This window comes from Streptomyces sp. CBMA29 (assembly GCF_014596445.1).
Lineage (GTDB): Bacteria > Actinomycetota > Actinomycetes > Streptomycetales > Streptomycetaceae > Actinacidiphila.
In genome coordinates this window covers 14,741-37,169 of sequence record NZ_MECL01000055.1, presented here as the reverse complement: position 1 = coordinate 37,169, position 22,429 = coordinate 14,741, and the positions used below count along the sequence as shown (strand labels likewise).

The following is a 22,429-nucleotide window of genomic DNA, read 5'->3' as shown; positions in this document are numbered from 1 at the left end:
ACATCGGGCACTGTCCCAAGTGCGACACACTTCGGTAGTGGGGTGGTGGGGTGGCGTACTGGTTCACCAGTACGGTGGGGTGGTGGTCCGCGTGCGGTGGTCCGCGCGTGGTGGCGGACGCGGGCGGCCCGCGGGGTACGCGGTGTACGTGGGCTTACGGTGCGGCCCTTCGGCCGGTCAGAGGTTGTCCGGGTCGAGCAGCCGGGCCAGTTTCATGCCGACCTCGAAGCGGCTGGATACCTGGAGCCGTTCCATCAGCTTGGTCATCACGCGCTGCACGGTGCGCCGGGCCACGCCCAGCGTCCTGGCGATACGGTCGTCGCTGTAGCCGTTGGCCATCAGCCGGATGATGGTCCGCTCCTGGTCGGTGAAGTCCGGGGCGGCGCCGGTGTCGTCGTCGCTGTCGGGGGTGCCTTGGCCGCCGCGCCCCATGTGCGGCATGTGCGCCATGTGCGCCATGTGCGCCATGTGCGGCATCGGCTTCGCGCGCAGCCAGTAGTCCTCGTAGACCGAGACGTACGAGCGGGCCAGCACCGCGCCGCGCACCAGCGTCATCGACGACCGTACGTGCGGGACGCCCGGCAGGACGACGGTGTGCCGGTCCACCACCAGCAGATCGTGCGGGCCGTGGTCGATCAGCCGGACGCCGACGCCCACGTCGGTCAGGTCGTTCAGATACTTGTTGTACTTCGGGATCTGGAGCAGCGAGCGCGGGTACAGCGCGCGGACCCGCACCCCGCGCCGTACCAACGCCGCGTCCCCGGCCAGGGAGTGCTCCAGCACCGCCATGTCCTGCGGCATCGGCCCCGGGTGCAGCGAGTCCACGGACTCCCGCGCGGTGGCGTCGATGTCGGCCAGCGCGCTCAGCCGGGTCTCCAGGTCCTCGAAGTTCCGGACGACCACCTGCTCCTGGAGCCGCGCCGCCGCCGGCCGGAACACCGTCAGCAGCGCCTGCGTCGTCTCGCTGAGTTCCGCCGCGTTCCGCAACTGCGCCGCGGCCGTGCCCAGATACGCGTCCATCGCCACCGCCAGCGCGGCGTCCGGGTCGACGGTCTCGACCCGCCCCTCCACCAGCCGGACCAGCCCCATGTCCCGCAAGGTCCGCAGCCCCGACTCCAGCCGCCCCTCGTCCAGCCCCACCAGCTCCGCCAGCCCCGCGTACGGAGCCCCACCGCCGTTCGCCACCGCCGTATAGATCACGACGGCGGACTCGATATCCCGCCCCTCACCCCTCGCCTGCCCCATCCCCTGCCCTCTTCCCCACCCACCACCCGACCCGCCCGATTCTCCCCCACCCCTCCCTTCCCCCCGAAAACCCGTCCGCCCGGCCTTCCCCGAGGCGTCCCCCAGGGTGTTTGCCGAGCAGCGCCAGCGGGCCGCCGCACACTGACGCCATGGCCCGTACCGAGTTCTACGACGATCCGGACGCCCCCGCGCCGAACAGCCTCGTCGTCGCCGCGTCCGCCGTCGTCACCGACGAGCAGGGTCGCGTCCTGCTCCAGCGCCGCCGTGACAACGACCTGTGGGCGCTGCCCGGCGGCGGGATGGAGATGACCGATTCCCTTCCGGGCACGGCGGTGCGGGAGGTCAAGGAGGAGACCGGCCTGGACGTGGAGATCACCGGCCTCGTCGGCACGTACACCGACCCGCGCCACGTGATCGCGTACACGGACGGTGAGGTGCGCCGCCAGTTCAACGTCTGCTTCACCGCCCGCGTCACCGGCGGGGAGTTGGCCGTCTCCGACGAGTCCACGGAGCTGCGCTTCGTCGCGGCCGAGGAGCTGGACGACCTGCCGATGCACCACACGCAGCGGCTCAGGGTCGATCACTTCCTGGAGGGCCGGGAGCGGCCGTATCTGGGGTGAGGACCCCGGCAACCGGGATGCCGGGGCCGCCCGGCATGCCAGAGCGGCCCCATGGACGTGATGGCTTATCGGCACTCTTCCCGCCGCGATGGCCGGGGCTCCGGGGCTGGGGGCGGACGGCCTACGGGTCTCGAGCCAGCAGACCCGCCTCAGGATGCGCCCGGACCTGCCGGACTTCTCGCAAGCTCACCGGGCCACTTCACCAGCAGCATCGTCGGCGCACACGGCCCAGAGGAGTTTCCCGACGCCTAAGCGCGCACTCACTCCCCAGCGTCCGCCGGTCAGTACGTCGACCAGCGCCAGGCCGCGCCCTGGCCACATTGCGGGGGTCGCGGCGCCACCGATGCACCGCGACCGGAGGACGCCCCTCCCGCATCCCTGCGGTCACCGTTCAACCCTCGTGCGTCCGTAATGGCGGTGGATGAACTCGCGCATGTCAGCCTGCTCTCCTCAGGTCGGCCACGCCCCCGGATCGTTCACCCGGTCGCGCGGATCTCACCCTCAAAACCCTTGCGGCGAGAGCCTGCTGAACCCATCCCATGTGCCTATGAGGTCGTCCTATATTTGAGGTATGGGGGATACTCCCGGGATCTTGTGGTCCCACCCGCAATTGGCGGCAGCGGTCGCCGGTGAGGACTGGGGCGCCGTCTTCCGTGCGTACCGAAAGCTCACCGGCCTGAGCCAGACCAAGCTCGGCGAACGCGTCGGACTCGTCCAACCCGATGTCTCCGACATCGAGCGCGGCAATCGCCGCGTGACCTCGACCGAAGTACGCCAGCGCATCGTGGACGGCTTGGGTGTTCCCGCCGCCCTCAACTCCCATATGAGACAACGGCATTCGCCCGAGGCGCCCGTATCGGGCCTGGCCCTGCCCGGGATAGCACCGGACGAAGACCTGTTGGTACGGGTCACCAGTGTTGTCGACACCTCGCGCCGGGTGGACGCGCCCACGCTCGACTGGCTCGACCGGCTGCTGGCCGAACACCGCAGGGCCGAGGACGAGATCGGATCACGCCCGCTCGTCGAGGTGATGCGTCAGCAACTCCGGACCGTCGTTGACCTGTACGCGGGCGCCCGTGGCCCGCTGGCCGACCGTGTCGTACGGCTCGCTGCCGAACACGCCCAGTTCCTCGCGTGGATGGCACAGGACCAGGACGACGCGGCCACGGCGCTGGCCTGGTACGACCGTTCACACGAATGGGCGCTGGAAGCCGGGGACGCCAACATGGCGGCCACGACCCTCAACATGAAGGCCCACATGGCCTGGTCGAGGGGCCGTGGCACGCGATGCGTCAAGCTCGCCGAGGCTTCGCGCTGGTCGGCCCCCGGCACCTCGCTCGGCGTCCAGGGCATGGCCACACAGATGGCGGCGCGCGGGCACGCCCTCAACGGCGAAGCCGACGACGCCCACCGACTGCTGGACGAAGCCCAGGACATCATCACCCGAGCCTCCGCCCACCCGGAGGACGAGCCGGTCTGGATGTACTTCTACGGCGAGACCTGGTTCACCCTGCAACGCGGCATGGCGGCCATGCACCTGCACGACTGGCAATCGGCCGTTGACCACCTGACAGCCGGACTCGACGCCCTCCCGGACGACTACCGCCGCGACAAGACCTGGTATCGCACGTGCCTCGCCCACGCCCTCGCCGCATCGGGCGAATCAGCCCGCGCTGCCGCTGTGGCCATGGCGAGCGTCCCGGACGCCTCCGACATCGGCCGCCCCCACTCCTGGAACGAACTCCACACCACCGCCGCCGTCCTCATGCGGCGAGGAGCGAAGGAGGGCCGTCAGTTGGCGACCCTCCTCAAAGACCATGACTGATCAACACCACATCCACCCGGTGAGGGCCCCGGCATATCGCACCGGGGCCTTCACCGGTCGAGGTCAGTCGGTCAGGGGGAGGTAGACGCGGTTGCCCGCGGCGGCGAATTCGCGGGATTTCCGGGCCATGCCCAGCTCGGCCTCGGCCTCGGCGGCCGGGTCGGGGTCGGGGGCGGGGGCGGCGGCGGGGCCGCCGTGGTCGCGGCGGATGTCGTGGGAGATCTTCATCGAGCAGAATTTCGGGCCGCACATGGAGCAGAAGTGGGCGGTTTTGGCCGGCTCGGCGGGGAGCGTCTCGTCGTGGAAGGCGCGGGCGGTGACGGGGTCGAGGGCGAGGTTGAACTGGTCTTCCCAGCGGAATTCGAAGCGCGCGTCGGAGAGGGCGTCGTCCCACGCCTGGGCGCCCTCGTGGCCCTTGGCGAGGTCGGCGGCGTGGGCGGCGATCTTGTAGGTGATCACACCGGTCTTGACGTCGTCGCGGTCGGGCAGCCCGAGGTGTTCCTTGGGGGTGACGTAGCAAAGCATCGCGGTGCCCCACCAGGCGATCATCGCGGCGCCGATGCCGGAGGTGATGTGGTCGTAGGCGGGGGCGATGTCGGTGGTGAGCGGGCCGAGCGTGTAGAACGGGGCCTCTTCGCAGATCTCCTGCTGGAGGTCGATGTTCTCCTTGATCTTGTGCATGGGCACGTGCCCTGGGCCCTCGATCATCGTCTGCACCTGGTGCCGCTTGGCGATGGTGTTCAGCTCGCCGAGGGTGCGCAGCTCGGCGAACTGCGCCTCGTCGTTGGCGTCCGCGATCGAGCCGGGGCGCAGGCCGTCACCGAGCGAGTACGTGACGTCGTACGCGGCCAGGATCTCGCACAGCTCCTCGAAGTGCGTGTAGAGGAAGCTCTCCTGGTGGTGCGCCAGGCACCACGCGGCCATGATCGAACCGCCGCGCGAGACGATGCCGGTCTTGCGGCGGGCGGTCAGGGGCACGTAGCGGAGCAGCACGCCCGCGTGCACCGTCATGTAGTCGACGCCCTGCTCGGCCTGTTCGATGACGGTGTCGCGGTAGACGTCCCAACTCAGCTTCTCCGCGCGGCCGTCGACCTTCTCCAGCGCCTGGTAGAGCGGGACGGTGCCGATGGGGACGGGGGAGTTGCGCAGCACCCACTCGCGGGTGGTGTGGATGTTGCGGCCGGTGGACAGGTCCATGACCGTGTCGGCGCCCCAGCGGGTGGCCCAGGTCATCTTGTCGACCTCCTCCTCGATGGAGGAAGTGACCGCCGAATTGCCGATGTTGGCGTTGACCTTCACCAGGAACCGCTTGCCGATGATCATCGGCTCGATCTCCGGGTGGTTGACGTTGGCGGGCAGTACGGCCCTCCCGGCGGCGATCTCGTCCCGGACGGTCTCGGACGGGACGTTCTCGCGCAGCGCGACGTACTCCATCTCCGGCGTGATCTCGCCCCGCCTGGCGTAGGCGAGTTGGGTGACGGGTGACCCGGTACGGCCCCTGCGGGGGAGCCGGGGGCGGCCGGGGAAGACCGCGTCGAGATTGCGGAGTCCGCCGCGCGGCGAGGTGTGCTTGAGGCCGTCGTCCTCGGGGCGGACCGGCCGTCCCGGGTACTCCTCGGTGTCGCCGCGCGCGATGATCCAGTGCTCCCGGAGCGGGGCGAGCCCGCGCCGGACGTCCGTCTCCACGGACGGATCGGTGTACGGGCCCGACGTGTCGTACAGCGTCACGTCGTTCCCATTGGTGAGGTGCACCTGCCGGACCGGCACCCGCAGGTCCGGCCGCGATCCGACGACGTACGACTTGTGCCAGCCGATGTCCCGTACGGGACCGTCCACTTCGGTACGGTTCGAGCCGTCCAACTCCGTACGGTTCGAGGCGTCCGACTCCGTACGGTTCGAGCCGTCCGCTTCCGTACGGTTCGAGGCGGCCGACTCCGTACGGGCGGATTCGTCCCCGTCGGATCCAGGCGTGTGTGCATCCTGCATGGTCATGAGACCCACTCCCTACGCCGGCATTACCCGGTAACAGGTTCAGCGGTCGGCGCAGCGTTCGTCCCGGCGGTCATGCCGTGCCGGCAACAGGTTCAGCGCCCTCTCAGCCCGGTGCTCCGAGCTCCCGCGTTTGCAAAGGTGCCCCCACGGTAGCGGTTCGGCGAGGACAGGCACCAGGGATCTTGCGATGATCAGCCCGTGGAAGAGCCCCCGCAGAGCCCAAGTCCCGGCCACGGACACAGCCACAGTCATGGCCACGGTCACGGCCCCGTGCCGCCGGTCTCCCAGCACCTGCGCAAAGTCATCGCCGCGATCCTGGTCCCCTTCGCCGCCGCCGTCGTCGTCGGCCTGATCGTGCTGTGGCCGGGCGGCGCGCCCGAACACGCCCGCAGCGGCGTCGGCTTCGACCAGCAGACCCGGCAGGGCAAGGTGGTGCGGCTGGTCGACGTGTCCTGCAAGGCGGAGAACGCGGGGCAGTCGTCGTCGGCCGCGAGCGACAGCTGCCAGAAGGCCACCATCGAGGTCGAGTCGGGACCCGACAAGGGGACGACCTTCACCGAGGTCGTGCACCCCGACCAGTCCCGCCGCTACACCAAGGGCGAGGGCGTGGTCCTCGCGTACGCGCCCAACGCCCCCGCCGGGCTGCGCTATTCGGTCACCGACGTGGACCGCGGCTTCCCGCTCGCGCTGCTCGCCGGGATCTTCGCGGTCGCGGTGATCGTCGTCGGACGGCTGCGCGGTCTGATGGCCCTGATCGCACTGATCGTCTCGTTCGGGATCTTGACCCTCTTCATCCTTCCGGCCATCCTCCGCGGCGACAATCCGCTGCTGGTCGCGGTGGTCGGCGGCAGCGCGATCATGCTCATCGCGCTGTACATGTGCCACGGCGTCAACGCCCGCACCTCGGTGGCCGTCCTCGGCACGCTCTGCTCACTGCTGCTGATCGGCGTCCTGGGCTCGGTCTTCATCGACTGGGCGCGGCTGACCGGCAACACCTCGGACGAGACGGGCGTGATCCACAGCCTCTATCCCGGCATCGAGATCAAGGGCGTCCTGCTCGCGGGCGTCATCATCGGCTCGCTCGGCGTGCTCGACGACGTCACCGTCACCCAGACCTCGGCGGTGTGGGAGCTGAAGGACGCCGATCCCGGCGCGAACTGGCGCAAACTCTACGGCGCCGGAATGCGGATCGGCCGCGACCACATCGCCTCGGTGGTCAACACCTTGGTGATGGCGTACGCGGGCGCCGCGCTGCCGCTGCTGCTGCTCTTCTCGATCGCGCGCAGCGGCGTCCTGCGGGTGGCCAGCAGCGAACTGGTGGCGGAGGAGATCGTCCGCACCCTGGTGGGCAGCATCGGCCTGGTCGCCTCGGTGCCGCTGACCACGGCCCTGGCGGCGCTGGTGGTCAGCGCCGACCGGCACGAAAGGAGCGGTGACAAGAACGGTGCCAGGAACGGCGGCAAGAACGGCGATACGGGCACGCGCCCGGCCGGACCTACCAGTCCCGCCCCGACCCGGAGGAGCCACCGCCGCCGGTGACCCGCTTGACGACCAGTACCAGCGCTCCGACCAGGACCACGAACACGATCACCTTGAAGAGCAGTCCGAAGACGATGCTCACCAGGCTGGCGATCAGCGAGCCGAAGATGATCAGCGCGATGACCGGGATGGCCACCCACTTCACCCACCACGGCAGGCCCTTCAGCAGCTTCTCCATGATGTCCTCGGTCTCCTTCTCCTTCTCGGGTCCTGGCGGTGTTCCGCCGATACTTCGACTGTAGGGCCACCGATGCCTCCGGCGGAGGGCCAGGAGGCCGGATACGACCCTGAACGCACCCTTAGGGCTCCGGGGGCGAGAAGACCACCATGACCCTGAGGTCCTCGGTGATGTGGTGGAAGCGGTGCGGGGTCCCGGCCGGTACGAAGACGACGCTGCCGCGACCCACGGTGGTCGTCTCCTCCCCCACGGTGATCGCCGCCCGGCCGCTGACCACCAGGTAGATCTCGTCCTGGGCGTGCGGCTGCTGGGTGTCGTTCTCCCCGGCCTTGAGCGCGTAGAGCCCGGCCGACATGGTGCGTTCGCGCAGGAAACGGAGATACGCCCCCTCGTTGGCGGCCCGCTCCGCGTCCAGGTCGTCCAGCCGGAACACCTTCATCGCGTACTCCCCTTGTCCCGAGCCTGTCCGGACCCGGTCCGGTACTCGTCCGGTACTTGTCCGGTCTCTTGCTTGCGTGATCAGTTCTGCGACGATCACACCATGAAGAATTTCATCGTCAAGACCTTGGCGAACGCCGGTGCCCTCGCGGTCGCTGTCTGGCTGCTCAAGGACATCACGCTCACCGGTGACAGCACCTGGCACAAGGTCCTCACCCTCATCCTCGTCGCCCTGGTCTTCGGCGTCGTCAACTGGTTCGTGAAACCGGTCGTGAAGGTTCTGTCCTTCCCGCTGTTCATCCTCACCCTCGGGCTGATCACCCTGGTGGTGAACGCCCTGATGCTGCTCCTGACCTCCTGGCTGGCCGACAAACTCAGCCTCGACTTCCACGTCCACGGCTTCTGGACCGCGGTGCTCGGCGGTCTGATCATCAGCATCGTCTCCTGGGCGCTGAACGTCGTCCTTCCGGACGACGAGTGACCGGTCACCACCCTGAGAAGGGGACCGGGCAGGGGGCAGCACAGGGAACTGGGCGGGGGACTGACCAGGGGGCCGCGGGACACGAAGCCGCACGGCGGGCAGCCGAACGGCATCAGGCCGCCCGGCCGGAGGCCGACGGCGACAGCACCCGCAGCGTGCACGCGGGACGGCCACCGGCGACCGCGTACGAACCGTCGCTCCCCGGCCCGGTCTTCGTCTCGCACTACCACCTGCCGGGCGAGGCGAGCGGCCCGTACACGTACGGCCGGGACGAGAATCCGACCTGGGAGCGGCTGGAGGCGGCCGTCTCGGAGCTGGAGTGCCCTGGCGACCCGGCCGCCGCAACGCTCGCCTTCGCCTCCGGCATGGGCGCGGTCGCCGCGGTGCTGTTCTCCCAGGTGAGGGCGGGCGACACCGTGGTCCTGCCGTCCGACAGCTACCAGGCGACGCGCTCGCTGCGGGAGCGCCTGGAGTCGTACGGCGTGACGGTACGGCTCGCGCCGACCGTCGGCGACGGGCAGCTCGCGGCGCTGGAGGGCGCGCGGCTGGTGTGGCTGGAGACGCCGTCGAATCCGGGTCTGGACGTGTGCGACATCCGCCGGCTGTCGGACGCCGCGCACGCGGCGGGCGCGCTGGTCGCCGTCGACAACACCCTCGCGGGACCGCTCGGGCAGCGCCCGCTCGCCCTGGGCGCGGACTTCTCCGTGGCCAGCGGCACGAAGGCGCTCAACGGGCACGGTGACCTGCTGATGGGCTACGTCACCACGCGCGACGCCGGGCTGAACGCGAGCGTGAGGCAGTGGCGCAAGACCGTCGGCGCCATTCCGGGACCGATGGAGGCGTGGCTCGCCCACCGTTCGCTGGCGACGCTCGCCCTGCGCGTGGACCGGCAGTCCGCGAACGCGCTCACCCTCGCGAGTGAGCTGCTGAACCGCGCCGAGGTGACGGACGTACGCCACCCGGGCCTGCCGTCCGACCCCGCGCACGCGGTGGCCGCCGCCCAGATGCGCCGCTTCGGCAGCGTCGTCTCCTTCACCCTCCCCGACCGCGCCCACGCCGAACGCTTCCTGGCCGCGCTGCGCCTCACCTCCGAGGCCACCAGCTTCGGCAGCGTCCAGAGCACCGCGGAACGCCGGGGACGCTGGGGCGGCGACGCCGTGCCGCCCGGCTTCGTCCGCTTCTCGGTGGGCGTCGAGGACCCGGAGGACATCCTGGCCGATGTGCTGCGCGCGCTGGACGAAGCGGCGTCTTCGTAAGGGTGAGCGCGTGGACGCTGGGGCGGAAGCGTGTCTTCGTACGGGTGAGGGAGCGCGGGCGCATAGCGGCACGGCAGTAGCACGGCGGTGGCACGGCCGCGGAGGGGTGCGCTCCGATTCGCCGGGGCGGCGCCGGGAATTGTGCCGTGCGGCGAGTTTGCCGCCGCGCGCACTGCGGCAGATGTCCACCATGCCCCCGGACACGCATGACGGCCCCACCACCCGGCCGGTGGTGAAGCGCACGGCCCGCGCCATCGTTCTCGACGGCGACCGGCTCGTGCTGATCAAGCGCACCAAGCCCGGCCTCGCCCCGTACTGGCTCACGCCGGGCGGCGGGGTCGAGAACGACGACGCGAGCGTGGTCGCGGCCATGCACCGCGAGGTCGACGAGGAACTGGGCGCCAAGGTCACCGATGTGGTGCCCGCCTTCGTCGACACCGTCGAGCACATCGCGGACGACGGCTCGCACGGCGTGAAGGTGCAGTACTTCTTCGCCTGCCGCCTGGAGTCGATGGACCTCGACCAGCGGCACGGCCCGGAGATCGACGAGCCCTGCGGTGAGTACGAGATCGTGCGCGTGCCCTTCAGCCGCATGGGCCTGGCCTCGGTCGACATCGTGCCGCTGACCCTGCGGCACTACCTGGACGCGAACATCGAAGGGGTGCTGGGCCTGCTCGGCCCCGACCTCGGCTGAGACCCGCACGGGAGACGGCGGCGGGCGTCAGTCGCCCGCCGCGACCAGCTCCTGCACGAGGTCGTGCCGTATCCGGTGCGACGGCATCCCGATCCGCACCAGGGTGTCCACGCTGCTGCGGATCATCCCCGGCGGCCCCGACAGATACGCGTCGTACGCCTCCCACGGCCCGTGCGCGCGTACGGCGTCCGGCAGCGGACCGCTCAAGGCGTCACTAGGGGTGTCGGCCACGACTGTACGAACCGACAACCAGGAGGAGTGCTCGCGCTGCATGCGCAGCATCGTGTCGAGGTCGTAGAGGTCGCTGGTGCGGCGCGCGCCGTAGAAGACCTCGACCGGGCGCCGCCGCCCGTGCCGGGCGACGTCCTCCACCAGCGCCTTGATCGGCGCTATGCCGGTGCCGCCGCCGAGGCAGAGCATCCCGTCGTCCGAGGCGTGGTCGGCCACCATCGAACCGGAGGGCGGCCCGAGCCGCACGACGTCACCGGGGCGGGCCCTGCCGACCAGCGCGTTGCTGACCCAGCCCGCCGGTACCGCGCGTATGTGGAAGGTCAGCAGGCCGTCGTCGCCGGGCGCGGCGGCGAAGGAGTAGTTCCGCCAGATCCGCGGCCACCACGGGGTCTCCACCATCGTGTACTGCCCGGCGAGGAACGCGTACGGCTGGTCGGGCCGTACGGTGACCACCGCGACGTCGGAGGTGCGCAGCTCGTGGCTGACGATCTCGGCCTGCCACCAGGGCGGCGCGTGCCGCTCGTCCTCGGCCGCCGCGTCGATCATCGTCCGTGAGATCGCGGCGTACGCGCGGACCCACGCGGCCTCGGTCTCCGGGCCCCACACCGCCGACGCGTACCGGGCGAGCGCGCCGAGCAGTGCCTCGCCGACCGCCGGGTAGTGCTCGGCGCGGGTGCCGTACTTGCGGTGCCCCCGGCCCAGGTGCGACAGGTAGTCGCCGAGCGCCGCCGGGTCGTCGATGTGCTCGGCCGCCGTCAGCAGCGACTTGACCAGCCGGTCGCGCTGCGCGTCCATCGCGGCGGGGAACAGGTCGCGCAGCTCAGGGTGGTGGATGAAGAGCAGCGCGTAGAAGTACGAGACCGTCCTGTCCGCGACCGGCCCGATCTCCTCCATCGTGCGGCGGATGAGGAGCGCGTCGGGCGACGGGGACCCGGCCGGGGCCGCGGGCGTCTGCGGTACGAGCGCGGGTGCCGGTGCGGGTGCCGGTGCGGGTGCCGGTGCGGCCGTGAACGCCGATGTCGGTATCGACGCCGGTGTGTACGCGGACGGCTCGGTCGTCGCCGAATCGCGCGGCTCCGGCTCGGGTTCCGGCTCCGGCCCCGGCCCCGGTTCCTGCCGCTGCCCGGCGGCGGGCCGCGTCATGGGTACGGCGGGCTCCTGCCGGGGCTGCGCGATCTTGCGCCGCCGCCCCCGGGGCTGCGCAGACGCCGGTGAGGCCGGGTCGGTGGTCTTGGCATCCATGATCACGTGGCCCCGAACTCCCGGTGGTCGATCCTTCGCTCAGCTCGCCTGTGGTGCCGTGTGAGCGTGCCACGCTGCGTGAGGGCACCGGACGAATAGCGCGAAGCGTCACCACTGAAGAAACGGTTTCGCGTACTATCCGCCGCGCCGTCCCCGGAGTCCGCGTCTGCGGAGTCTCACCCGCCGTCCGCCGCCCCGCGATAGGTCCACTACGGGATCGTCCCGTAGCAGACCTATTTTGCTAGTCTCGACGCATGACCGCAGAGACAGCAGCGACCGCAGAGGCCGTGACCACCGCAGCGCACGTCCCCCCGTCGGCGAGGACCGCCGACATGTCGTACCTGCTCCAGCACACCGCCCACGTCCTGACCACCCAGATGTCGGCGGCGCTCGCGGAGATCGGCATGTCGCCGCGCGCCCACTGCGTGCTGGCGCACGCGCTGGAGGCCGAGCGGACCCAGGCGCAGCTCGCCGAGCTGTCCGACCTGGACAAGACCACGATGGTGGTCACCGTCGACCAGTTGGAGCGGGCGGGGCTGGCCGAGCGGGTGCCGTCGGCGACCGACCGGCGCGCACGCATCATCAAGGTGACCCCGGCGGGCGAGAAGGTCGCGGCCGAGGGCCAGGAGATCGTCGACCACGTGCACGAGGACGTGCTCGGCGCGCTGCCGGAGAGCGAGCGCACCGCCTTTGTCTCCGCGCTGAACCGGCTGGTCAACGGCCATCTCGCGACCCCCGCGGGCGCACCGGACGGCGGCCAGGGAGTGCGCCGCCCGCGCCAGTCCCGCAAGTAGCCCGCCCCGCGGCGACCCGCCCCCGACCCCGCGCCGCACCCCAGCGCACCGCACCGCACCACCGCCGGGCACGTACGCACAAGGTAAGCCCGTAAGAGATAGTCTTCAACAAAACGATCTGCTACGGTCGCTCCTGGTATCCCTTTCGCCAGGAGGCGACCTCATGCCACTCCGTCCCCATGCCGCCGGATCGTCGCGCGGCGCGGCACTCGCGGTGCTCAGCACGGGCACCCTGATGATCATCCTCGACGGCACGATCGTGAATGTGGCGCTGCCGTCCATCCGCCGTGACCTGGGCTTTTCGGAGTCGAGCCTCGCCTGGGTGGTCAACGCGTACCTCATCGCCTTCGCCGGGCTGCTGCTGCTCGCCGGCCGCCTCGGCGACCTGTTCGGCCGCCGCAGAATCCTGGTCACCGGCCTGGCGGCGTTCACCGTCGCCTCGCTGCTGTGCGGGTTCGCGGACTCCGCGGGGCTGCTGATCACGGCCCGCTTCGTCCAGGGCGCGGCCGGTGCGATGGTCTCGGCCGTCAGCCTCGGCATGGTCATCGCGCTCTACCCCGACGCCCGCGGCCGGGCCCGCGCCATGGGCGTCTACAGCTTCGTGCAGTCCGCGGGCGGCGTCCTCGGTCTGCTCGTGGGCGGCATCCTCACCCAGGCCCTCAACTGGCACTGGATCTTCTTCGTCAACCTCCCCATCGGCTCGGCCGCCGCCCTGCTCAGCCTGCGCCTGCTGCCCGACGACCGCCCGGCCGCCGTACGCGAGCCCCGCGAATCCCGTGAATCCCGCAAGCCCAGTGAGCCCCGCGCCGGGAGCGCGCGTTCCGGGGTCGACGCGCCGGGAGCCGCCCTGGTCACCGCCGCCCTGATGCTGGGCGTCTACACCATCGTCGGGACCACCGACCGGGGCTGGACGTCCCCCGCCACCGCCGGACTCGCGGCGCTGTCCGCCCTGTTGCTGGCCGGCTTCCTGATCCGTCAGACCAAGGCGGCCGAGCCGTTGATGCCGTTGCGGATCTTCCGCTCCCGGATCGTCTCGGGCGCGAACGTGGTGCTGGCGCTGATGGTCGCGGGCGGTTTCGGCTTCCAGTTCATGACCAGCCTCTATCTCCAGCAGGTGCTCGGCTACGACCCGGTGCGGATCGGGCTCGCGCTGGTGCCCACCGGTGCGATGATCGGCGTGATGTCCCTGCTGCTGTCCGCCCGGCTTGGCGCCCGCTTCGGCCAGCGCGCCGTACTGCTGCCCAGCCTGCTGCTCTTCGCGGGCGGCTTCCTCATCCTGGCGAAGGCCCCCTCCGCGCACGCCTCGTACCCCGCCGACATCCTCCCGGCGATCCTGGTCTTCGGCGTCGGCTTCGGCCTGGCCATGCCCTCCCTGATGACGCTGGGCATGTCGGAGGCGACCCCCTCCGACTCCGGGCTGCTGTCCGGCGTCTTCAACACCGCCCAGCAGATCGGCGGCGCGCTCGGCCTCTCCGTACTCGCCGCCCTGGCCGCCGCCCGCACCGACCGGAAGCTCGATGCGGGCCACTCCGTACCGGCCGCCCTGACCAGCGGCTACCACCTGGCCTTCGTGGTCGCCGCCGACCTGCTGGTCCTCGGCGCCGCGGTCGCCGCCGTCCTGCTCAGGCCCCCGGCCCCGGACGGCTCGAAGGGCAGCACGCATGGAGGCACGCAAGACGGCGCCGACAGGACTCCCGAGGACAACAGCCTCAGCGCACCGGCCAGTTCTCCTGCCCGGAACCGGAGCCAGGACCGGGACCAGGGCCAGGGCCAAGACCAAGGCCAGGGCCAGGACCGCCCGGCAGCGGCGCCGACGGGTCGTACGGCACGCGTGTGAACACGAAGGACCCCAGGTCGAGATGGCCGACCGCGCCGTCCGCGCGGCGCACCGGCCGCAGCGTCTCGCCCGCGTAGTACCCCTCAAGACCGGTCCAGGTGCCGTCGGACTCCGCGCGGAAGCGCGCGCCGCGGCCCTGGCCGGTCAGCGGTGCGAGCGCGAGGTCGCCGGAGGCGTGGACGCGCAGGCTGTAGCCGGACGTGCCCCAGTACCAGGGGCCCGCCAGGTCGAGCAGCGCCGGGTCGAGCGCGTCGGCGGGCCGCCAGGGCGCGGGCAGGCCGGGCTCGGCGTCGGCGGTGATCGCCAGCAGGTCGGCGGCGATGGTGCCGATCGCGGGCCCCGAGGTGGAGTTGGCCATCGCGAGCGCGCCCACGCCGTCCGCGACGCTCACCCACACGGTGGCCAGGAAGCCCGGCATCGAGCCCGTATGACCGGCGAGCGGGCGGTCGCCGTGCCGGGTGAGCTGGAGGCCGAGGCCGTAACCCGAGTCGGGGTCGGCCGCGTCCGGCGGCGGCGCGGCGGGCGCGCGCATCTCGGCCAGAGTCGCCGCGGCCAGCACGTCCGGGTGCCCGGCCGCGAGGAAGCCCGCCCAGCGCGCCAGGTCCAGGGCCGTCGACCACAGTTGACCCGCGGGCGCCATCAGTCCGGTGTCCTGTACGACCTCGGGCCGCATCACGTCCGCCCACGGGTGGACGGCGAAGCCTCCCGCGGCCGGGGCCTGCGGCAGCGCCGTCGTACGCGGCATGCCCAACGGGTCGAGCACTTCGGCCTTCAGCGCTTCGGCCCACGGCACGCCGCGTTTGGCCTCCACCAGGGCGCCGAGCAGCGCGAATCCGGGGTTGGAGTAGTGGTAGCGCCGACCGGCCGGGTGTGTGAGGGGGGCCGGACCGAGAACGTCGGCCAGCTCGGGCCGCAGGTCGCCGGGGGTCCGCTCCCACCAGGGGCCCGGCGTCTCGGAGGCCAGCCCTGAGGTGTGGGTGATGAGTTGGCCGACCGTCAGACCGGCCACGCCCTGCCCGATCTCCGGCAGATCCGTCAGGTCCGGCAGGTGCCGCGCCAGCGGATCGGTCAGCTCCAGCAGCCCCTCGTCGCGCAGCCGCATCACCAGCACCGCCGTGAACGTCTTCGTGATCGAGCCGATCCGGTACTGGGTGTCGGCGTCCGGCGCGTGCCCGTCGATCATGCTGCGCGAGCCGAACCAGACCATCCGCCCGTCCCGTACGACCGCGCCGACGATCGACGGCGTACGGCCCTCGGCCTGGCCGACCGCGATCCGGCGCAGCAGGGCGCGGCGGGTGGCGGGCAACAGCTCGCCGTCCGGCGCGGCGGGCGCGGGGCCGGGCGTCGGCAGCGCGTACGGGGCGGGGGCCGCGGGCCGGGGCTGGTCGGGGGACTGCGGTGGGTGCTGGGACTCGGTCGTCACTCGGCGCGCGCCTCTTCTCTCGATACGGGGGGGCGGGGGCGTCCGGGGCGGGCCGGGTGGCCCGGACCCGTGCGTCCGGCTCGCCCGGACTCCGCTACCTACGGTCGCCGTCACGGTAATCGGCGGCGCCGAAGCGGAGCGACACAATTGACATCCGCATCCCGCGCAGCAGCGGGATCAGATGCGAGACGGGCGCGATGGCGTAAGGACCGCGACCGCGCGGCAGGCGCAGGCTGCGGACCTCGGCGATGCGCGGCGAGGCGGTCGCGACCCTGCGGTACTCCTTGCCGTCCATGCCCCACAGCCAGCGCGGCGCGCGGTAGCCGGGGCGCGCGGTCCCGGCCGCGTCCGTCCCCGTCCCGGCCGCCGCCGGCCCCGTCCCACCCGCGTCCGTCCCGCCCGCGTCCGTCTCCATGTGCGCCTCCGCCCGCGCCTGGGCGTCCGCGCGGGCCCGGTCGTCCGCCTGGGCCTGGCTGCGGGCGACCATCCCCCGGGGGAGGGCGTCGAAGAGCATCCAACCGCCGGGGAAACGTTCCGCGCAGGCGGCGATCAGCCGTTTCACGTCGGACGGCGGCAGATACATCAACAGGCCCTGGGCAGTGACCAGTACGCCCTCGGAGTCGTCGACCTCGTCCATCCAGCCCAGGTCCAGCGCCGAACGGGCCAGCGAACGGCGCCGTGGCGGATCGTCCGGAAGCAGAACGTCTCGGACCTCGACCGTCTCCGGCAGATCCACCGTCAGCCAGCGCACCCGGCCGTTGTCCACCCGCCAGAACTGCGTCTCCAGGCCCTCGCCGAGCGCCACCACAGTGCCGTCGGGGTGTTCGGCGACGAACCGCCGTACCTCGTCGTCCAGGCACCGCACCCGCAGCGCGTGCCACTGCGCCATGCCCGAGCCGCCGAACCGCTCGAAGGGGTAGTCGATACGGTCGACCAGCTCCACCGCGAGCGGGTCGTCCAGCAACCGCGCCCCCGGCCGCCGGGCCTCGGCGGCCCGGTTGTACAGATTCCACAGCAGCGTTTCCGGTACGCCCTCCAGCTCGACCGTGAACCGGCCGCCGTCGCCGCCGCCGGCCTCGCCCTCGCCCTCGTCCTCGCCGCCACCATTGACGTCGTCGTTGTCGTCCATCCCCTTACGATCCCACTCGCCGCCGCGCCCGGCCGTGCCCGCCACGGCGGTTCTTCGCAACCCCCTTGCCCCCGGCCCGCGTTGGGCCCGGTTGAAGAAAGCGGCGCTGTCCGGTCACGGCTGCGCGGAACCTTGACAGCGGTTTTCGCCAGGCGTAGATATCACGTCGGCCAGAGAGCGCTCTCACAGCCGTCCGGCGAGGCGGCGGGACAGCGCCCTCGGGCCGGCCGCACATCCGCATGCGCACGACCGCACCGCCGCACACGTACGACCGCACCTCCGTACGACCGCACCTCCGCACAGCCGCACCGCGCACGAACGCCGATCGTGGCCGCGAGACCGGGGTCGGTGCCGCACACCGCAGCAGGGCACCACCGACGTCCACCCCCCAACCGGAGGCTCGCGCGTACGCGGCGCGCGGCGCACATCGCCGCACGCGTGCCGCACGCTCGCCGCGTGCTCGCCGCGCGCGGATCTCCGCAAGGACGGCGGTACGCGCCCTCGTTGTCGGTTCCTCACCCTCTCGCGCCCGTGCTCGCGGAGCCCCGCGAGCCGTCATCCGACACATAGACACATAGACACATAGGAGCACACATGAGGGTCACCCCACGAGGGCTCTCCGCGCACCGTAAACGTTTCCGGTTCCCTCTCGCACGGTCACCGCAGGGCGTCCTGCTGATGGCACTGGTGCTGATCGCCTCGGCGTATCTGTCCCTGGCGCCCACCTCCTCGCACGCGGCGACGCCGACCCTGCTCTCGCAGGGCAAGCCGGCGACCGCGTCATCCGTCCAGGACGCGTTCGCCGCGAGCGCCGCCGTGGACGGTGACACCGGTACCCGCTGGTCCAGCGCCGCCTCCGATCCGCAGTGGCTCCAGGTCGACCTCGGCTCGTCGCAGCCGATCACGCAGGTCGTCCTCAACTGGGAGACGGCGTACGGCAAAGCCTTCAAGATCCAGGTCTCGGACAACGCGACCGCCTGGACCGACGTCTACTCCACCACCACCGGCACCGGCGGTATCCAGACGCTCAGCGTCACCGGCACCGGCCGCTACGTGCGGATGTACGGCACCCAGCGCGCCACCCAATGGGGTTACTCGCTCTGGGAGTTCCAGGTCTACGGCGGTTCCGGCGGCGGTACGCCCCCGGCGACCTGCGGCACCACGACCGCCGCGCTCGGCAAACCCGCCACCGCGTCCTCGACCGAGAACGCCGGGACCCCCGCCTCCGCCGCCTTCGACGGCAACGCGGGCACCCGCTGGTCCAGCGCCGCCTCCGACCCACAGTGGGTCCAGGTCGACCTCGGCTCGTCGCAGACGCTGTGCGGCGCGCAGTTGACGTGGGAGACGGCGTACGCGAAGGCGTATCAGATCCAGGTCTCGACCGATGGTTCCACGTGGAACAACGCGTACTCCACGACGACCGGGGCCGGCGGCACCGAGAATCTGTCGTTCAACGCGACCGGCCGCTATGTGCGGATGTACGGCACGCAGCGGGCGACGCAGTACGGATACTCGCTGTGGGAGTTCACGATCCTGACGCCCGGCGGCAGTACGACCTCCCCGCCGCCGAGCGGTGGCAACGGCACCTGCCCCTGGGTCGGTTCCACGGCTCCGGTGGCCACCCGCGTCCAGCAGGTCATGGCGCAGATGACCAACGCGCAGAAGGTCTCGATCCTGCACGGCAACAACAACGCGACGCCGTACATCGGCAACATCACCGGCGTGCCGTCCCTGTGCATCCCGAACATCGGCCTCCAGGACGGGCCGCACGGTGTCGGTGACGGCCTCGGCGGCGTCACGCAGATGCCGTCGGCGAACGCGTCCGCGGCGACCTGGGACGACGCGCTGGAGCAGCAGTACGGCGCGGCGATCGGCGCGGAGTTCGCGGGCAAGGGTGTGCAGGTGGCGCTCGGCCCGACGCTGAACATCGTGCGCGACCCGCGCTGGGGCCGGGCCTTCGAGACGTTCAGCGAGGACCCGTACCTCAACGGGCGGCTGGCGGCGGCCGACATCCGGGGCATCCAGAGCCAGGGTGTGATGGCCGAGATGAAGCACGTGGCCGTCTACAACATCGAGAATCCGGCGGGGACGGTCGTCGTCGACAACCGGACCATGCAGGAGCTGTATCTGCCTGCCTTCCAGGCGGCGGTGCAGCAGGGCTCGCCGGCGGCGGCGATGTGCGCGTACAGCGTCGTCAACTCGATACCGGCCTGCCAGAATCCGGCGCTGATGAACGTCGGGCTCTACCAGCAGGCGGGTTTCGGCGGCTTCATCACCAGCGACTGGGGCGGCGCGCACTCGACGGTCGAGTCCGCCAACGCCGGTCTGACGGTGGAGATGCCGAACGGCTACTTCTACGCGGACTTCCTCGCGCAGGCGGTCGCCAACGGGACGGTCAGCCAGGCCACGCTGGACACGATGGTGAGCAGGCTGCTGACGCAGTTCTTCGCCTTCGGTCTCTTCGACAAGGCGCCCAGCGGTTCGCGGGACGCCGTCGTCACCACCCCGGCGCATGTGGCGACCGCGCTCCAGGGCGCGCAGGAGGGCACCGTCCTGCTCAAGAACAACGGCATCCTGCCGTTGTCCACCGCCACCACCCACTCGATCGCGGTGATCGGCTGGGACGGCGGCGCGGGCGTGCAGTCCATCGGCGGCGGCAGTGCGACGGTGACCAGTTCGGGCACGGTCTGGCCGATCACCGGCATCCAGAACCGGGTCGCGGGCACCGGCACCACCGTGCAGTACAACGACGCGTCGAATCTCGCGTCGGCGGTCACGCTGGCCCGCTCCTCCGATGTCGCGATCGTCTTCGCCAGCGACAACTACGGCAACGAGGAGCACGACACCACCACGCTCGACCTGCCGCCGGTCGGCAACGCCCAGACCAACCAGAACGACATGATCGCCCAGGTGGCGGCGGCCAATCCGCACACCGTCGTGGTGCTCAACAACAGTTCGGCGATCAACATGCCGTGGCTGAACCAGGTCGCGGGCGTCTTCGAGGGCTTCTATCCGGGCCAGCAGATCGGCACGGCGATGGCGGCGCTGATCTTCGGAGACGTCAACCCGTCGGGCAAGCTGCCCGTCACCTTCCCGAAGTCGCTCGCGGACGTGCCCGCGCACACCCCGGCGCAGTGGCCGGGGACCAACGGCACGGTGCAGTACAGCGAGGGGCTGAAGGTCGGCTACAAGTGGTACGACGCGCAGAACATCGAGCCGCTGTATCCGTTCGGCTTCGGCCTGTCGTACACCACCTTCGCCTTCTCCGGGCTCCAGGTCGGCGCGCTGTCCGGCGGGAACGCCACCGTGCGCGCGACGGTGACCAACACCGGGGCGCGGGCGGGTACCGAGGTCGCGCAGCTCTACGTGGGCGATCCGGCCGCCACCGGTGAGCCGGTCCACCAGCTCCGCGGCTATCAGCGGGTCACGCTCAATCCGGGCCAGTCGCAGACGCTGACCTTCACGGTGTCCACGCACGACCTGGCGTACTGGAACACCGGCGCCAACGGGTGGACGACGGCGGCGGGCACCTACCAGATCCTGGTGGGGGACTCGTCGCGGAATCTCCCGCTGAGCGGCACGCTCACCGTGCCGACACAGGTGAACGCCGCCGCGGCGCGGGTGGGGGGCGGCGACGCCTCGTACGCCGTGCCCAATCCGCACGGCATGAGCAGCCCGCTGCACACGGCGGTGGACTGGGCGCTGGACCAGAAGGCCCCGAGCGGCACGGCCTTCTCGGCGACCGGTCTCCCGCCGGGGATCTCGCTCAGCTCGGCGGGGCGGTTCACGGGCGCGGCCACTGAGCGGGGTACGTACACGGTGACGGTCACCGCCCGTACGTCCTCGTCCTCGGCTTCGGCGTCCGCACCGGTGACGTTCGTCTGGACGGCCACCTAGCCGGTTCCGCCCCGACCCCGGTGCCCGCTCGCGGGGCGCCGGGGCCGGGGCGGTGAGCCGCTTGCGCCCGGTGCCCGCCCCGGTGAGCATCGCGGTCGAGGGCGACCACGCCTACGTCCGCAGCTTCGAGACCGCGCTCAAGACGCGGCGCCTGCGCAACTACCCCGCCGCCCAGGTCCTCGCCGCCAAATACCGCACCCTCCACGGCCTCCTGGTCCCCCTCGCCCACCGCCTCGCCCACCGCAAAACCGGCAAGACCGTCCACTTCGAACTGACCCCGCCCTCGGAGAAACCCGCCACCGACGGGGCCCCCTTGCGGGCCGAAGAGCAGGGCTGATAGTCCTCCTCGTTAGCACTCTCACCACGAGAGTGCTAACGATACGGGGGCGGCGGTGCTCGGAGTCCTGCGGATTCGCGACTACCGACTGGTGGCGGCGGGGCAACTGCTGTCCAGCCTCGGCGACTGGCTGCTGCTGGTCGCCGCACCGTTCTACGTACTCCGCCTGACCGGATCGACGCTGGCCACCGGCGCGGCCCTCGCGGCCGAGACCGTGCCCGCTCTCCTCATCGGCCCGTTCGCCGGGGTCTTCGCCGACCGCTGGGACCGGCGCCGCACGATGGTGGTCACCGATCTGCTGCGGGCCGGAGCGGTCGCCACGATGCTCCTCGTCCACCGTCCGGGACAGGTCTGGCTCATCTACGTCGCGCTGATCGTCGAGGCGGGCTTCAGCCAGTTCTTCACCCCCGCCCGCAAGGCCCTCGTCCCGGTGCTGGTCGGACGCGGTCCGCGACTGGGCGCCGCGAACTCCTTCGCCGCCCTCGTTTCCGGCACCGTCCAGCTCGTCGGCGGGCCCCTCGGCGGCGCCCTTTACGTCGCGTTCGGCTTCACGGCGGTCGTGGCCGTCGACACCGCCACCTACCTCGTCTCCGCGGTCCTCATCACCGCGATCGCACACCGCCCGGCCGCCGCCGAATCCCCGCCCCCGCGCCGCTTCACCGCCGAACTGCGCGCCGGCGCCGCCCACGTCCGGTCAACTCCCGGTCTGCCGCCCCTCTTCGCTGTCGCGGGCGTCTTCTTCCTCGGCAACGCGGCCCTGACCGCTCTCCTCGTGCCCTACATCGGCACCGTCCTGCGCGCCACCGCCGGCACTCTCGGCCTGCTCTTCTCCGCGCTGGGCGTCGGCTATCTGCTCGGAGCACCCGTCAGCCGCGTCGTCACCGCCCGTCTCTCCCCCCGGACCACGACCATCGCCAGCCTCGCCGCCTTGGGCGCGGTGTTCGCCGTCACCTTCAACGTTCACCACACCTCGTGGGACCTCGCTCTGTTCACCCTCATCGGCCCCCCGGCGGTCTGCTTCCTCGTCACCATCGACACCTACCTCGCCCGCCACACCCCCGACCAGCTCCTCGGCCGCGCCACCTCCGCCTACACCGTCGTCCAGGCCGCCGCCACCCTCACCGGAATGCTCACCGGCTCGGCCCTCGGCCAGCACATCGGAATCACCCTCACCATGACCCTCGCCGCCGCCACCATCGCCGCCTCAGCCGCCACGGCCTTCCTGATCCCCCGCGGTTGACGCGTACGGGACTCATCAACGCGTCCGGGCT

16 protein-coding genes, 2 pseudogenes and 1 riboswitch are annotated in these 22,429 nt (G+C 71.3%); of the genes and pseudogenes, 11 read left to right on the top strand and 7 right to left on the bottom strand.

Going from position 1 to position 22,429, the window contains the following annotated elements; translation table 11 throughout:
• Nucleotides 1–177: 177 nt before the first annotated feature.
• Nucleotides 178–1,245, bottom strand: a complete 1,068-nt coding sequence (locus BGM09_RS07915; RefSeq protein WP_188280728.1) for a helix-turn-helix transcriptional regulator — start codon at nt 1,243–1,245, stop codon at nt 178–180.
• Nucleotides 1,246–1,394: 149 nt separating this feature from the next.
• Between BGM09_RS07915 and BGM09_RS07910 the strand changes: the two genes are divergently transcribed.
• Together BGM09_RS07910 and BGM09_RS07905 are read left to right on the top strand one after the other, a co-directional pair.
• Complete coding sequence (locus BGM09_RS07910) at nt 1,395–1,865, top strand: NUDIX domain-containing protein (protein WP_188280727.1); 471 nt, start codon at nt 1,395–1,397, stop codon at nt 1,863–1,865.
• Nucleotides 1,866–2,436: 571 nt separating this feature from the next.
• The gene (locus BGM09_RS07905) at nt 2,437–3,690 is read left to right on the top strand and encodes a helix-turn-helix domain-containing protein (RefSeq protein WP_188280726.1); all 1,254 of its coding nucleotides are present in this window, start codon (nt 2,437–2,439) and stop codon (nt 3,688–3,690) included.
• A gap of 63 nt (nt 3,691–3,753) precedes the next feature.
• Here BGM09_RS07905 and thiC read toward each other — a convergent pair whose 3' ends face one another.
• A complete protein-coding gene (gene thiC / locus BGM09_RS07900) occupies nt 3,754–5,682 on the bottom strand; it encodes a phosphomethylpyrimidine synthase ThiC (protein ID WP_223186482.1) in 1,929 nt (642 codons plus the stop codon).
• Nucleotides 5,675–5,820: riboswitch (TPP riboswitch) on the bottom strand. (Overlaps the previous gene by 8 nt.)
• Before the next feature lie 60 nt (nt 5,821–5,880).
• On the opposite strand from thiC, the gene BGM09_RS07895 reads away from it, so the two are divergent.
• Complete coding sequence (locus BGM09_RS07895; RefSeq protein ID WP_317452587.1) at nt 5,881–7,221, top strand: YibE/F family protein; 1,341 nt, start codon at nt 5,881–5,883, stop codon at nt 7,219–7,221.
• Here the strand turns inward: BGM09_RS07895 and BGM09_RS07890 are convergent.
• Nucleotides 7,178–7,399: a DUF5326 family protein gene (locus BGM09_RS07890; RefSeq protein ID WP_188280724.1), complete on the bottom strand. Its 222-nt coding sequence runs from the start codon at nt 7,397–7,399 to the stop codon at nt 7,178–7,180. The two genes, BGM09_RS07895 and BGM09_RS07890, sit on opposite strands and share 44 nt — an antisense overlap.
• Nucleotides 7,400–7,520: 121 nt before the next feature.
• Nucleotides 7,521–7,838: a cupin domain-containing protein gene (locus BGM09_RS07885; protein ID WP_188280723.1), complete on the bottom strand. Its 318-nt coding sequence runs from the start codon at nt 7,836–7,838 to the stop codon at nt 7,521–7,523.
• 102 nt (nt 7,839–7,940) lie between these two features.
• On the opposite strand from BGM09_RS07885, the gene BGM09_RS07880 reads away from it, so the two are divergent.
• The 3 genes and pseudogenes from BGM09_RS07880 to BGM09_RS07870 all read left to right on the top strand — a co-directional run bounded on the left by BGM09_RS07880 (nt 7,941) and on the right by BGM09_RS07870 (nt 10,268).
• The gene (locus BGM09_RS07880; RefSeq protein WP_188280722.1) at nt 7,941–8,318 is read left to right on the top strand and encodes a phage holin family protein; all 378 of its coding nucleotides are present in this window, start codon (nt 7,941–7,943) and stop codon (nt 8,316–8,318) included.
• 137 nt (nt 8,319–8,455) lie between these two features.
• Nucleotides 8,456–9,574 (top strand): annotated as a pseudogene (locus BGM09_RS07875) (cystathionine gamma-lyase); the annotation flags it as partial.
• Between the two features lie 190 nt (nt 9,575–9,764).
• Nucleotides 9,765–10,268 carry an NUDIX domain-containing protein gene (locus tag BGM09_RS07870; protein ID WP_188280741.1) on the top strand — a complete coding sequence of 168 codons (504 nt, stop codon included), beginning with the start codon at nt 9,765–9,767 and terminating at the stop codon, nt 10,266–10,268.
• A gap of 27 nt (nt 10,269–10,295) precedes the next feature.
• On the opposite strand, the gene BGM09_RS07865 is transcribed toward BGM09_RS07870, so the two are convergent.
• Nucleotides 10,296–11,741 (bottom strand): globin domain-containing protein, encoded by a 1,446-nt coding sequence (locus BGM09_RS07865; RefSeq protein ID WP_188280740.1) that lies wholly within the window; start codon nt 11,739–11,741, stop codon nt 10,296–10,298.
• A gap of 254 nt (nt 11,742–11,995) precedes the next feature.
• Between BGM09_RS07865 and BGM09_RS07860 the strand changes: the two genes are divergently transcribed.
• Complete coding sequence (locus BGM09_RS07860) at nt 11,996–12,535, top strand: MarR family winged helix-turn-helix transcriptional regulator (protein WP_188280720.1); 540 nt, start codon at nt 11,996–11,998, stop codon at nt 12,533–12,535.
• A 163-nt stretch (nt 12,536–12,698) separates the two neighbouring features.
• Nucleotides 12,699–14,171: pseudogene (locus BGM09_RS07855) on the top strand (MFS transporter); the annotation flags it as partial.
• A gap of 73 nt (nt 14,172–14,244) precedes the next feature.
• Here BGM09_RS07855 and BGM09_RS37505 read toward each other — a convergent pair.
• Together BGM09_RS37505 and BGM09_RS07850 are read right to left on the bottom strand one after the other, a co-directional pair.
• The gene (locus BGM09_RS37505) at nt 14,245–15,681 is read right to left on the bottom strand and encodes a serine hydrolase domain-containing protein (RefSeq protein ID WP_223186489.1); all 1,437 of its coding nucleotides are present in this window, start codon (nt 15,679–15,681) and stop codon (nt 14,245–14,247) included.
• A 208-nt stretch (nt 15,682–15,889) separates the two neighbouring features.
• Nucleotides 15,890–16,924, bottom strand: coding sequence for a class I SAM-dependent methyltransferase (locus BGM09_RS07850; RefSeq protein WP_188280719.1), 1,035 nt, complete (start codon nt 16,922–16,924; stop codon nt 15,890–15,892).
• Between the two features lie 678 nt (nt 16,925–17,602).
• Between BGM09_RS07850 and BGM09_RS07845 the strand changes: the two genes are divergently transcribed.
• The 3 genes from BGM09_RS07845 to BGM09_RS07835 are packed head-to-tail and all read left to right on the top strand — an operon-like array spanning nt 17,603 to nt 22,398.
• Nucleotides 17,603–20,821: a discoidin domain-containing protein gene (locus BGM09_RS07845; protein WP_223186488.1), complete on the top strand. Its 3,219-nt coding sequence runs from the start codon at nt 17,603–17,605 to the stop codon at nt 20,819–20,821.
• Nucleotides 20,822–20,873: 52 nt separating this feature from the next.
• On the top strand, nt 20,874–21,158 hold the full coding sequence (locus BGM09_RS07840; RefSeq protein ID WP_188280717.1) for a hypothetical protein: 285 nt from the start codon (nt 20,874–20,876) through the stop codon (nt 21,156–21,158).
• Nucleotides 21,159–21,213: 55 nt separating this feature from the next.
• Entirely contained in the window at nt 21,214–22,398 is a 1,185-nt protein-coding gene (locus BGM09_RS07835; RefSeq protein ID WP_188280716.1) for an MFS transporter, read from the top strand.
• Nucleotides 22,399–22,429 lie beyond the last annotated feature (31 nt).